General features: G+C 63.6%; 15 protein-coding genes. 5 read left to right on the plus strand and 10 right to left on the minus strand.

Annotation, left to right across the window (positions count from 1 at the left end):
* Positions 1 to 378 precede the first annotated feature (378 nt).
* A complete protein-coding gene (hpf, locus tag ACYG9R_RS15830) occupies positions 379 to 963 on the plus strand; it encodes a ribosome hibernation-promoting factor, HPF/YfiA family (RefSeq protein ID WP_023751408.1) in 585 nt (194 codons plus the stop codon).
* A 108-nt stretch (positions 964 to 1,071) separates the two neighbouring features.
* A complete protein-coding gene (ptsN, locus tag ACYG9R_RS15835) occupies positions 1,072 to 1,536 on the plus strand; it encodes a PTS IIA-like nitrogen regulatory protein PtsN (protein ID WP_023669743.1) in 465 nt (154 codons plus the stop codon).
* 71 nt (positions 1,537 to 1,607) lie between these two features.
* Here the strand turns inward: ptsN and ACYG9R_RS15840 are convergent, their stop codons facing one another.
* Both ACYG9R_RS15840 and ACYG9R_RS15845 read right to left on the minus strand, forming a co-directional pair.
* Positions 1,608 to 1,865: a BQ00720 family protein gene (locus tag ACYG9R_RS15840; RefSeq protein ID WP_023683072.1), complete on the minus strand. Its 258-nt coding sequence runs from the start codon at positions 1,863 to 1,865 to the stop codon at positions 1,608 to 1,610.
* 64 nt (positions 1,866 to 1,929) lie between these two features.
* Complete coding sequence (locus ACYG9R_RS15845) at positions 1,930 to 2,355, minus strand: Hsp20 family protein (protein WP_023669741.1); 426 nt, start codon at positions 2,353 to 2,355, stop codon at positions 1,930 to 1,932.
* Between the two features lie 144 nt (positions 2,356 to 2,499).
* Here ACYG9R_RS15845 and ACYG9R_RS15850 point away from each other — a divergent pair, with 144 nt between their 5' ends.
* Positions 2,500 to 3,441, plus strand: a complete 942-nt coding sequence (locus tag ACYG9R_RS15850; protein WP_023691960.1) for a nucleoside hydrolase — start codon at positions 2,500 to 2,502, stop codon at positions 3,439 to 3,441.
* Positions 3,442 to 3,500: 59 nt separating this feature from the next.
* On the opposite strand, the gene ACYG9R_RS15855 is transcribed toward ACYG9R_RS15850, so the two are convergent.
* The 6 genes from ACYG9R_RS15855 to ACYG9R_RS15880 all read right to left on the minus strand — a co-directional run bounded on the left by ACYG9R_RS15855 (position 3,501) and on the right by ACYG9R_RS15880 (position 8,413).
* Entirely contained in the window at positions 3,501 to 3,878 is a 378-nt protein-coding gene (locus ACYG9R_RS15855; RefSeq protein ID WP_023824625.1) for a hypothetical protein, read from the minus strand.
* Complete coding sequence (locus ACYG9R_RS15860) at positions 3,875 to 4,189, minus strand: hypothetical protein (protein WP_023714116.1); 315 nt, start codon at positions 4,187 to 4,189, stop codon at positions 3,875 to 3,877. Before ACYG9R_RS15860 ends, ACYG9R_RS15855 begins: the two co-directional genes overlap by 4 nt.
* A gap of 100 nt (positions 4,190 to 4,289) precedes the next feature.
* The gene (locus tag ACYG9R_RS15865) at positions 4,290 to 4,904 is read right to left on the minus strand and encodes a LysE family translocator (protein WP_023683073.1); all 615 of its coding nucleotides are present in this window, start codon (positions 4,902 to 4,904) and stop codon (positions 4,290 to 4,292) included.
* A 96-nt stretch (positions 4,905 to 5,000) separates the two neighbouring features.
* On the minus strand, positions 5,001 to 6,461 hold the full coding sequence (locus tag ACYG9R_RS15870; RefSeq protein WP_031199649.1) for an amidase: 1,461 nt from the start codon (positions 6,459 to 6,461) through the stop codon (positions 5,001 to 5,003).
* Positions 6,458 to 7,366 carry a ribokinase gene (locus ACYG9R_RS15875; RefSeq protein ID WP_023824623.1) on the minus strand — a complete coding sequence of 303 codons (909 nt, stop codon included), beginning with the start codon at positions 7,364 to 7,366 and terminating at the stop codon, positions 6,458 to 6,460. Before ACYG9R_RS15875 ends, ACYG9R_RS15870 begins: the two co-directional genes overlap by 4 nt.
* Before the next feature lie 141 nt (positions 7,367 to 7,507).
* Positions 7,508 to 8,413, minus strand: a complete 906-nt coding sequence (locus ACYG9R_RS15880) for a methylated-DNA--[protein]-cysteine S-methyltransferase (protein WP_023669734.1) — start codon at positions 8,411 to 8,413, stop codon at positions 7,508 to 7,510.
* Positions 8,414 to 8,528: 115 nt separating this feature from the next.
* Between ACYG9R_RS15880 and ACYG9R_RS15885 the strand changes: the two genes are divergently transcribed.
* On the plus strand, positions 8,529 to 9,344 hold the full coding sequence (locus ACYG9R_RS15885) for a class I SAM-dependent methyltransferase (RefSeq protein ID WP_023824622.1): 816 nt from the start codon (positions 8,529 to 8,531) through the stop codon (positions 9,342 to 9,344).
* A gap of 7 nt (positions 9,345 to 9,351) precedes the next feature.
* On the opposite strand, the gene ACYG9R_RS15890 is transcribed toward ACYG9R_RS15885, so the two are convergent.
* Complete coding sequence (locus ACYG9R_RS15890) at positions 9,352 to 9,846, minus strand: DUF2244 domain-containing protein (RefSeq protein ID WP_023824621.1); 495 nt, start codon at positions 9,844 to 9,846, stop codon at positions 9,352 to 9,354.
* A gap of 22 nt (positions 9,847 to 9,868) precedes the next feature.
* On the opposite strand from ACYG9R_RS15890, the gene nth reads away from it, so the two are divergent.
* Complete coding sequence (nth, locus tag ACYG9R_RS15895) at positions 9,869 to 10,702, plus strand: endonuclease III (protein ID WP_023824620.1); 834 nt, start codon at positions 9,869 to 9,871, stop codon at positions 10,700 to 10,702.
* On the opposite strand, the gene ACYG9R_RS15900 is transcribed toward nth, so the two are convergent.
* Positions 10,662 to 12,170 carry a tripartite tricarboxylate transporter permease gene (locus ACYG9R_RS15900; RefSeq protein ID WP_023683079.1) on the minus strand — a complete coding sequence of 503 codons (1,509 nt, stop codon included), beginning with the start codon at positions 12,168 to 12,170 and terminating at the stop codon, positions 10,662 to 10,664. The genes nth and ACYG9R_RS15900 overlap by 41 nt on opposite strands.

Below are 12,170 nucleotides of genomic sequence, written 5' to 3' on the forward strand. Positions count from 1 at the left end.
CTTTTGCTATGGCTGGATTCCACAACTTTCCGACCTTAAAGCGCATCGCGCTGAAACGGATTCATACGACGCGCTTTAAGTCTTTGTTTTGATGCATGTCGTTGTGCCAGAACCGCAGCGCACTTCTGGGCGACATGCATTAATTGACAAGCTGCAATGAAGTGTCTAGAAGCCCGCCCGCATGAGACGGGCTCGCGGCCCGCATGCGGATGGTCCGTCACGATGAAGGCCACGGGACGGCCAAGAAGGCGGATTGTGATCAACCGGAAAGTTCGGATCTAAAATCGGCGCGAGTTGACGCCGCAAAGCTTGTGCGCACGGATCACGAGTATAAACTCTGGCCAGTTTGAAGCCTGAGCAAGGAAGGTCAGTTTTCAGATGAAATTGCGCATATCGGGTAAACACATGGATATCGGCGATGCGTTGCGTACGCGCATTACCGATCGTGTCGGCGAGGCGATTGGAAAATATTTCGATCGCGGTTTTTCAGGGCACGTCACGGTCATCAAATCGGGGTCGCGTTACTCGGCCGATTGCATGATCAGGCTGGATTCCGGCGCTTCGCTGCAGGCAACCGGCGATTCCCAGGATCCGACACTTGCCTTCGAGGCGGCCGCGGACCGCCTCGAAACCAGGCTGCGGCGCTACAAACGCCGTCTGAAATCGCACAATTCAGGCAATGGAAATGGCGAAATCACCGACATCGCCTATACGGTAATGGCGCCGCTGACTGATGACGATGAGGACATTCCGGAGGACTACGCCCCGGCCATCGTCGCCGAATCAACCATGACGCTGCAGACCATGTCGGTGGCGTCGGCGGTCATCGAACTCGACACCAAGGACAGCCCGGTTTTCGTCTTCCGCAACGCCGGAAACGACCACCTCAACATCGTCTATCGGCGGCCGGACGGAAATATCGGCTGGATCGACCCGTCGACGACCAAAGTCGCACAGGCGTGACGACAACGACAATGGTCGCACAGGTGACGACAATGGTCGCACAGAGATGATAGCCAGCCGCGCGAGGGGCGAGGACTGGTGACGGCAGGCGAATAAGGGATTTCAAATATGGATCTGAGCGATCTTCTCAACGTTCCGGCGATCTTGCCGGCGTTGAAGGCGAACTCCAAAAAGCAGCTTCTGCAGTTGCTGTCCGAGAGAGCGGCGGCGATTTCCGGCATTCCGGAGCGCGAAGTGTTCGACACCATCCTGCAGCGCGAACGGCTGGGCTCCACCGGCGTCGGCAACGGCATCGCCATTCCGCACGGCAAGCTCGCCGGGGTGAAGCGCATCGCCGGCGTCTTTGCCCGGCTGGAGACGCCGGTCGATTTCGAGGCCTTGGATGACCAGCCGGTCGATCTGGTGTTTTTGCTGCTGGCCCCGGAAGGCGCCGGCGCCGATCACCTCAAGGCACTGTCGCGCATCGCCAGGGTTTTGCGCGACGCCGACACGGTGGCCAAGATCAGAGGCACGCGCGACGCGGTCGCCATCCACGCACTGCTTTCGGACACGCAGGCCTCGCACGCCGCCTGAAGTTCTTCGGATTTAAGTCTTCCAGGGGCCGCCGAAGGCGGCCCTCTCCATTTCAACCGCCAGCAGTCGCCTTAGTGAATGGCGACAGTGGTCAGGTCGTTTTCCATGGCGCCGGCCAAAGCCCGGTCTTTCGCATCCGAAAGCAGGATTGGCTGGCCGTTGGCGGCAAACAGGGCCCACAGGACCATACCAGGCGCTATTTCGCCGAGGTTGGGGAAGCGCCCGAGCAGCTCGTCGCTCGAGACCTTGCGGAGATAAGCGACCGAGCCTTCGCCGAGATGGGCGAATTCGCCGCTGGTCATGGTGATGGTTTCGTCAGTTCTGGTCATTTCAAGCCTCCTTGGCGCGAGGACGCCGCTCAAGGCCATCCCGCATGAGAGCCATCGGTAAAGATCAGTCTTTCACCGATATATTTATTTTCCGTACCAGCCGTTCGGTATCCGGCCGATCGAGATCGATCGACAAAAGGCCGTTCTTCAGTTCCGCTGCGATCACCCGCATGCCGTCGGCCAGCACGAAACAGCGCTGGAACTGGCGCGCGGCGATGCCGCGGTGGAGGAATTCGCGCTCGGTGTCGTCGGTTTGACGGCCGCGCACGACCAACTGGTTTTCCTCCGTGGTGACATCGAGATCGCTTTCGGCGAAACCCGCGACAGCCAGCGTAATGCGCAGCCTTTCGGCCTTGCCGTCAGCACCGCTGAGGCGCTCGATGTTGTAGGGAGGATAACTGTCACCGGATTTCGCCAGTCGTTCCAGGGTCTTTTCCATGGCATCGAAACCAAGGAGAAGCGGGCTGGAGAAGGGCGTCATTCGGCTCATGTTACACTGTCCTCTTTGGAGCGACATAAACTGGAAAAACCCGGATGGCATTTTTCCCGATGGTCTTGATATGGTCCGCGCCGCGGCCAAGTTCAAGCCGCCGAACACCCCCGCCAAAAAGACTCCCCCGCATAAGGAAATGAAATGCCCCAGACCCGCAAGATCATCATCGACACGGATCCCGGCCAGGACGATGCCGTCGCCATATTGCTGGCGCTCGGCAGCGCCGAGCTGGAGATCGTCGGCATCTCTGCTGTTGCCGGCAACGTGCCGCTGAAATTGACCGAAAAGAACGCCAGGAAAATCTGCGAACTGGCCGGCCGGCCCGACATCAAGGTCTATGCAGGCGCCATCCGCCCGTTGGCGCGCGAGCTGGTCACCGCCGAGGAAGTGCATGGCAAGACCGGCCTCAACGGCCCGCAACTGCCCGATCCGAAGATGAAGCTGCAGGGCCAGTATGCGGTCGACTTCATCGTCGAGACGCTGATGAAGGAAGAGGCCGGCACGATCACGCTGTGCGCGCTCGGCCCGCTCACCAATGTCGCGCTGGCGCTGATCCGTGAGCCGAAGATCGCGCCGCGCATCAAGGAAATCGTACTGATGGGCGGCGGTTTCTTCGAAGGCGGCAATGTCACGCCGACCGCAGAATTCAACATCTATGTCGATCCGCAAGCCGCCGACCTGGTGTTCAAATCCGGCATTCCGATCGTCATGATGCCGCTCGACGTCACCCACAAGGCGCTGACCACGGCCAAGCGCACGCAGGCCATCCGCCAGCTCGGCACCCGGGTCGGCACCGCGACGGCCGAGATGCTGGAGTTCTTCGAGCGCTTCGACGAGGAGAAATACGGCACCGATGGCGGCCCGCTGCACGACCCCTGCGTCATCGCGTATCTGTTGAAGCCGGAGCTGTTCAAGGGCCGCAACTGCAACGTCACCGTGGAAACCACCTCCGAGCTCACCATGGGCATGACCGTCATCGACTGGTGGGGCGTGACCAAGCGGCCGAAGAACGCCATGGTGATGCGCGACATCGACCATGACGCCTTTTTTGCGCTGCTGGTGGAGAGGCTGGGGCGGCTTTAAGCCTGCCTTGACGCAGATCGTTCGCCCAGGGCCTAGCGCCTCTGGGCGATATCGGCTGCTTACTCGTCGAGCAGCCGATAGGTTTCGCTGCCATCCTGCCTATGCTGTTGCTCGACTGGAACTTGCGAACCCATGGCTCGTGGTGTTTCCGCATGGCCGTATACGAAAATCAGGTCGTTTTCGCTGAGACGGATACCATACAGGTAACGAAACCCACCGTTGATCCAGCCCTTTGGGTTCGGCGAGGCATCGAGAACACCGACAACCGTGCCTGTCGCCCGTCCCAGGCTGATGATCGGGCTGCTGTGTCCGGCGGCAGGCCTCATGATTGCAAAAATGCACGCGCCAAGCAGCACGGCAGCAAAAGCGATGCCCCAGACGTTTTCTCGCAGAATTGGCAAGGCGAGAGCCAAGCGTGCTTGTGCAAGGCGGGTCATTCTGGAAACCGGTAGAAGACGAAGCCATTATCACGCGTGACGCGCTCCAACTTTGCCGGCGCACCGATCAGATGCGGACGATCGTCATCGACAAGAATGGACGAACCGGTTTCGAGAGCAACCAGATAAAGGGTGCGGTCGTGGTCCGAATGGGCGCTTTTGACTGTTGCGTCGATTGGCTCGACTGACCGGATAGCGCTCGCATCATTCGTCCATTTGTAGAGAGCCGAAGGAACCATCACCGCGAACAGGGCGGCGGTCAGAATCACGCCGGGCGCGTTCCTTTTTATGCCAGCGTAAGTCCATGACATCGACGTGAATCCCCTAACGCGGATTCATGTGGTGGCGCGAAAGCTGACTTTCAATCAGGCTTCACGTACCGGCTCCGTTGGGAACGACCGTTGGCGGTCGTCACTTCGCCTTGGAAAACGCCAGCCACAGGCCGCCGCCGACCAGAAAGCTGCCGCTGATCCTGGACATCAGCTTGATGCGGCTGGCCGAGAGCAGGCGTCCGGCGCGGCTGGCGGCGAGCGCATAGGTGGAATCCGAGACGGCGGCAAAGATCATCGCGGTGAGGCCCATGACGACGATCTGTAGCGTGTAATTGCCCTGCGGGGCGATAAATTGCGGGAAGAAGGCGCCGAAGAACACCAGGGTCTTGGGGTTGCTGAGCGCCACCAGCAGACCCTGCAGGAAGAAGCCGCCACGCGGCTTTCTCGCCGTGCCGTCGCCGTTCAGCGTGCCCTTGGCGCGGAACATCTGCACGCCCATCCAGATCAGATAGGCGGCGCCGATCAGACGCACCCATTCGAACCAGTGGCCCATGCCCGCGATCAGCGTGTTGAGGCCGATGCCGACGATGGCGATCATGATGGCAAGCCCGGCCTGCGTGCCGGCGACATTGGCAAGCCCGGCGCGGTAGCCATGGCGGATGCTGTTGGCGATGATCAGCGTCACAGTCGGACCGGGCACCAGGATGATGACGATGCAGGCAAGGACATAGGCGGCGTAGAGTTCCAGCGACATGGGGATTTCCTCGAGGATGCGCTTAGGCGGCTGGCTGCAATCAATGCATGGCGGCGGGGCTGGTGCAAGCCGGTCGCAGACCGGCCGCCCCTCGCGTCAGGACGCCCCAGCCTGCCAAGGCAAGGTCGACTCATAGGCCGCTCCGGCCCTGAGCACGGCGAGGTCGCCGCGCGGCCGGCCGATCAACTGCATGCCCAAGGGGCGGCCTTTGTCGTCGAAGCCGACGGGCACGTTGAGCGCCGGACAGCCGCCGAGCGTGGCGAAGGCCGAAACCTGCATCCAGCGATGGTAGCTGTCCATCGTCCGTCCGGCGACCTCACTTGGCCAATGCGTGCCGACTTCGAAAGGAAAGACCTGCGCCGTCGGCAGCGCGATGAGATCGAAGTGCTCGAACAGCGACAGCAGCGTCCGGTGCCAGGAGGTGCGGATGACCGAGGCCGCGCGGATCTGCGGCGCCGTCAGCCGCATGGCGTTCTCCACCTCCCAGACGGCTTCCGGCTTCAGCAGGGCGCGCTTGTGCGGGTCGTCATAATGGACTTTCAGCGCCGAGCCGCTGCTCGCCTGCCGCAGCGTCACGAAGGCTTGCCACAGTGCCTCGAAATCGAAATCCGGCAGCAAGGGCTCGGTCAGGAAGGATGCCTCCGCGAAGCGGCCGAGTGCGGCCTCGCACAGATCGAGGATGCCAGGCTCCACCGGCAGGTGACCGCCGAGATCACCGAGCCAGCCGACGCGGCCGCCGCTTGCCGGCGTTGCCAGCCCTTCGAGGAATGAACCAGGCTTTTCCCAGGACAAGGGCGCATGCGGATGGTAGCCCGCCTGCACATCGAGCAGCAGCGCCATGTCGCTGATGCTGCGGCCCATCGGCCCGTCTATGCCCATCTGAGCATGAAAGACTTCCAGGTCCGGCCCTCCGGGGACAAGGCCCTGCGACGGGCGGAAGCCATAGACATTGTTCCACGCCGCCGGATTGCGCAGCGAGCCGCCGAAATCGCTGCCGTCGGCGACCGGAACCATGTCGAGTGCAAGGGCGACCGCAGCGCCGCCGCTCGACCCGCCTGCGGTGAGCGCCGGATCGAAGGCGTTCAGCGTCGGGCCGAACACGTTGTTGTAGGTGTTGGATCCCAGCCCGAATTCGGGAACATTGGTCTTGCCGATGATGATGGCGCCGGCCTTGCGGATGCGCTCGACGAAGAAATCATCCTCCTGCGGCACGAAATCGGCGAAGATCGGCGAGCCGAAACTGGTCCTCAAGCCGCTCGTCATGGCGAGGTCTTTTATCGCCATCGGCAGGCCGAACAGCGAGCCGGCCGGCCCGCCTTGCGCTAGATGCGCGTCCGCCGCGTCGGCCTCGCGCAGGATGTCGGAGCGCTCGCGCAACGAGACGATGGCGTTGACCAGCGGGTTTACCGCGTCGATGCGGTCGAGGAATGCGGCGACCAACTCGCGCACGGACAGGCGGCGCAGCCGGATCGCCTCGGCCAGGTCGACAGCGGACATCCGGCAGATGTCGCCGGCGGGGGGCACGGCGTGCTTCGTTGTAGGGCGCAGGGCAGTCATCCGGCGTTGTTGCGCAGGGCAGTGTCCACATCCGCGGCCAGCGGGATGGCCGGCTGGGCGCCGGGCTTCAGGCAGGCGAGTGAGCCGGCGGCTGCGGCGCGGGTGAGAGCCTGCTCCAGCGGCAGGTTGGACGCCAGCCCGGCAGCGAGATAACCGCAAAAAGTATCGCCGGCCCCGACCGTGTCGACCGGCGTGATTTTCAGCGCCGGCACGGTCAGGAAATCCTCCGGGGTCGCCGCCAGCACGCCGTCGCCGCCGAGCGTGACGACGATGGTGCGGCCGGTTTTGCCGGCGAAGTCGCGCATGCGCGCCGGGCGGTCGCGGCCTTTCAGCGACAGCGCCTCGCCGTAAAGGTCGAATTCGGTTTCGTTGGCGACGGCGTAATCGGCCTTGCCGAGCAACGCTGCCGCCTCGCTACGGAACGGCGCGGTGTTGAGCACGGTGACGGCGCCGGCGGCGCGTGCGGCGTCAAGCGCTGCATCGACGGTCTGCAGCGGGATCTCGTGCTGCAGCAGGACGACGTCGCCCTTCACAAGGAAAGCCTTGGCGAGATCGCCGGGCAGCACCGAATCATTGGCGCCCGGCACGACGGCGATGACATTCTCGCCATCGGCGCCGACGAGGATCAGCGCCGTGCCGGTGGAGGCGAAGCTCTGGCCGACGCCGGAGAGATCGACCTTGCCGGCCACGAGCAAAGCCAGGGCTTCGGTTGCGAAATTGTCCTTGCCGACGGCGCCGACCATGCGCACCTTGGCGCCGGCGCGCGCCGCAGCCAGCGCCTGGTTGGCGCCCTTGCCGCCGGGCGCGGTGGCGAAGCCGGAGCCGCGGACCGTCTCGCCCGGCGAAGGCAGGCGGTCGACATTGGCGATAAGGTCGAGGTTGATCGAGCCGACAACGATGATCAAGAAAGCCTCCTGCGGAATGCGCGGGAAGCTAACCTGTAAGCCGGCGGCTTGCCAGAGCGTGCGGATGTTTTGCGCCGGGAGCTCGCAAAAAGAACAACACCGGCGAGGGGATTTCGCCGGTGTTGTTTGATGCGGGCAGCTTCAGGACGCGGTCTGGCCCGCTTCCCAACCGAGGATGGCGCGTTTGCGGGTCAGGCCCCAGTGGTAGCCGGTGAGTGCGCCGGACTTGCCCAGCGCCCGATGGCAAGGGACGACGAAGGACAATGGGTTGGCGCCGACCGCCGCTCCCACCGCCCGGCTGGCGTTTGGCGCGCCGATCCTGGAGGCGATCGAAGAATAAGTGCAGGCCTTGCCCATCGGGATCCTGAGCAGCGCGTCCCAGACGCGCAGCTGGAAGTCGGAGCCGATCATCACCACGCGCAGCGGCTGGTCGGCGCGCCACAATGTCGGATCGAAGATGCGCGCCGCATAGGGCTGGGTGGCGCTCATGTCCTCGACATAGGTGGCGTTCGGCCAGCGGCCCGACATGTCGGCGAAAGCCGCCCGCTCGCCGCCCGGATCGTTGAAGGCGAGCCCCGCAAGGCCACGGTCGGTGACCATGATCAGGGCGATGCCGAAGGGCGAGATGTGGTAGCCGTAGCGGATGGTCAGGCCGGCGCCGCGCGTCTTGTAGTCGCCCGGCGACATCGCCTCGTGGGTGACGAACAAATCGTGCAGCCGGCCGGGGCCGGACATGCCGAGTTCGAACGATGTTTCGAGGAGCGGCATGCCGGAATCGAGCAGTTTGCGGGCATGGTCGAGGGTGACCGCCTGCAGGAAGGCTTTTGGCGACAGGCCGGCCCAGCGGGTGAACAGTTTTTGCAGGCCCGTGGGTGTCTCGCCGACATCGGCTGCCAGGGCTTCCAGCGAGGGCTGGTCGCGATAGTCGAGGCTGATCTTCTCGATGGCGCGGCGCACGACCTCGTAGTCGCTGCCCTCGGGGGTGATGTCGTGCTGCAGGATCGCTGTCGGTTTCATCTGCGTATTCATGGTCATCTGGGCGTTCATGGCAATATCTCCTTGACCGCGAATATCGGTCTTTCCGCCCCTTGCAACCACCCGAAACTTGCCTTGTTGCCGCCTGTTCCCAGATAAATACTGGATTGCGCCCCGGGAGATGCCGATGGCCGGCGAAAGGGTGAATCTGAGCGGAGCAAGGGAGACCTTGCTGATGACGCTTTATGGCAAGGCGCTGGAAAGCCGGCTGCCGCATTCGCTGCTCGGGGATCGCTTCGCCGACGAGGCCGTGCGCAAGATCGACTATGATTTCTCGCACCTCAAGGTGGACACCAATCTCGGCATCGGCCTGGCGATCCGGGCCAAGACGTATGATGTCCGCGTTCAGGACTTCATCGCCAGAAATCCCGGCGCCATCGTGCTGCATCTCGGCTGCGGGCTCGATACGCGCATTTTCCGTGTCGATCCACCCGAAGGCGTGGAGTGGTTCGATGTCGATTTTCCGGATGTCATCGCGCTCCGGCGCAAGCTTTACCCGTCCCGGGACCACTACCACCTCGTCGGCTCTTCGGTAACCGACCCAGACTGGCTGGCAGAAGTGCCGAGCAATCGTCCGGCCGTCGTGGTGATGGAGGGGTTGACGCCTTATCTCCCGGTAGAGGAGGGGCCACGGCTGCTGTCACGCCTTGTCGCGCATCTTGCCGGCGGCGAGCTGATGTTCGACGCCTACAGCCACTTCGGCCTGAAGATGCTGCGCCTCAATCCGACCATCAGGGCGACGGGCGCCGAGGTTCACTGGGCGATCGACGACCCGCAGGTACTGGAGCGTGCCGTTCCGAAGCTGCGCTTTGTCGACGATATCTCGGCCTACAGCGCGGAACGCACAGCGCATATGAGCTGGTCCGCAAAACTGTTCATCGGGCTGTGGAGGCATATCCCAGCGCTGCGCAAGGTCGGCCGGATCTTGCGCTATCGGTTCTAACGCCGGCTCATCGTGTCTTGGCAGTTGCCAGGGCGCGCGAAAATGCAGTGGCAAAACTCTCGCGGGAGTCGGGGTCCAGGAATGACCCGATCGGCACATTCTGTCCTTGTGCTTCCACCGTCATCCTGGTGATGCCGATCTCGGCATGGCGAGCGACGGAAAAGCGCGCCCAGAACGGGTTGAAGCGATGCGCTTCCGACTTTCCCGAGGGCGCCGTCTTGCGGATGTCGAGGCTGGTGCGCGACACCGACACTTCCTCGCGGGCGCGGGCAGCACGATAGTTGGCGCGGAAGGCGATGTAGACGGCGATGACGTCGAGGCCGAAGAAGCCGAACACCGGCCAGGCGCCGCGCGACAGGAAAAACGCCCCGGTCACCACCCAGCCGAACAGCAGCGCGCCCATCAGCACGGCAAAGCCGGTGCGGCCCAGCGAGCGGTGCGGTGTCAGCAGCGCCTGGAAGAATGGCTCGTCGGCCTGAAACGAGGCATTTGTGTCGCTCATCCCGGGATATTATAGGAGGGAAATGGCCAGCCCCAAGTCCAAAAATCTTTCCCTATCCAAAAGTGAACTGCCGCCCGGGCGGCGCGACGGCTCGAATGCCAAGCCGCGACCGCGGCCGGCGCGGCTCCGTTCGCTCTACAGCGCCGCCGAGGTGCATGAGATCTTCCGGCGGTTTTCGGTGCAGCGGCCCGAGCCGAAGGGCGAGCTCGAGCATGTCAACGCCTTCACGCTGCTGGTGGCCGTGGTGCTGTCGGCGCAGGCGACCGATGCCGGCGTCAACAAGGCGACGCGGGCGTTGTTCAAGGTCGCCGACACACCTGAAAAGATGCTGGCGCTGGGCGGAGCCAGGGTCGGCGAGTACATCCGCACCATCGGACTCTGGCGCAACAAGGCCAAGAATGTCGTGGCGCTCTCGGAGGCGCTGATACGCGATTACGGCGGCGAGGTGCCCAGCGAGCGCGATGAGTTGGTCAAGCTGCCGGGGGTCGGGCGCAAGACCGCCAATGTCGTGCTCAACATGGCGTTCGGCCAGCACACGATGGCGGTCGACACCCATATTTTCCGCATCGGCAACCGCCTCGGCCTCGCGCCAGGCAAGACGCCCGAACAGGTCGAGCAAGGGCTGCTGCGGATCATCCCGGACGAGTATATGCGCCATGCGCATCACTGGCTGATCCTGCATGGCCGCTATGTCTGCAAGGCGCCCAAGCCCGATTGCCCGGCCTGCGTCATCGCCGATCTCTGCAAGGCCGAGGTGAAGACGACAGACGTGCCGGCGCCGCTCGTGGAAATCGCGGCGCCCGGCGTCCCGACAACTAGCTTTCCTCCACGAACACCTCTTCGCGCTTCTTCTTGACCGACGGCAGGAAGACGACGACGAGCACGGCCAGTGCGACGAGCAGCAGGCCGGCGCTGATCGGCCGCGTCACGAAGGTCGAGGGGTCGCCGCGCGACAGGATCATGGCGCGGCGCAGGTTTTCCTCGAGCAGCGGGCCGAGCACGAAGCCGAGCAGCAGGGGTGCGGGTTCGCAGCGCAGCTTGGTCAGGATGTAGCCGAGCAGGCCGAAGAATGCGACCGCGTAGAGATCGAAGGCGTTGGTGTTGACGCTGTAAACGCCGATCGAGCAGAACGCCATGATGATCGGGAAGAGCACATAATAGGGGATCGTCAGCAGCTTCACCCACAGCCCGATCAGCGGCAGGTTCAGCACGATCAGCATCAGATTGCCGATCCACATCGAGGCGATGATGCCCCAGAACAGCGCCGGCTGCTCGATCGCGACATTGGGGCCGGGCACGATGCCCTGGATGATCATGGCGCCGATCATCAGCGCCATGACCGGATTGGCCGGAATGCCCAGCGTCAGCATCGGAATGAAGGAGGTCTGGGCGCCGGCATTGTTGGCCGATTCCGGTCCGGCGACGCCGGCAATAGCGCCCTTGCCAAACTCCTCCGGGTGTTTCGACACGCGCTTTTCGACCGTGTAGGAGGCAAAGGCGGCAAGCACCGCGCCGCCGCCGGGCAGGATGCCGAGCGCCGAACCGATGATCGTGCCGCGCACGATGGGTGCTGCCATCGCCTTGAAGTCGTCGCGGGTCGGCATCAGGCCGGAGACTTTTTTGATCATCACCGAGCGCTCGTGCTCGTTTTCGAGATTGCGCAGGATCTCGGCGACGCCGAAGACGCCGACCGCCACCGCCACGAAGTTCAGCCCGTCGGCATATTCGCGGATGCCGAGCGTGAAGCGCGGCGTGCCGGTGTAGATGTCGGTGCCGACAATGCCGAGCAGCAGGCCGAGCACGACCATCGCCAGCGCCTTGACGATCGAGCCATGGGCGAGAGCGATGGACGAGACGAGGCCGACGATCATCAGCGAAAAATATTCGGCCGCGCCGAATTGCAGGGCTATTGCCGTCAGCGGCGGGGCAAAGACGGCGACCAGGAAGGTCGACACCGTGCCGGCGAAGAACGAGCCGATCGCGGCGATCGCCAGAGCCGCCCCGGCGCGACCGTTCCTGGCCATCTGGTAGCCGTCGATGGCGGTCACGGCCGAGGAGGATTCGCCGGGCATGTTGATGAGAATGGCGGTGGTCGAACCGCCATACTGGGCGCCGTAGTAGATGCCGGCCAGCATGATGAGGGACGAGACCGGGTCGCCGATCTGGAAGGTGATCGGCAGCAGCATGGCGATGGTTGCGGTGGCGCCGATGCCGGGCAGGACGCCGATCAGCGTGCCGAGCAGAACGCCGATGAGGCAAAAACCCAGATTGGCCGGCGTGGTGGCCGTCGAAAAGCCGAGTTCGAGGTTCCTGAGGAGGTCCAT

The organism is Mesorhizobium sp. RSR565B (genome assembly GCF_054719465.1).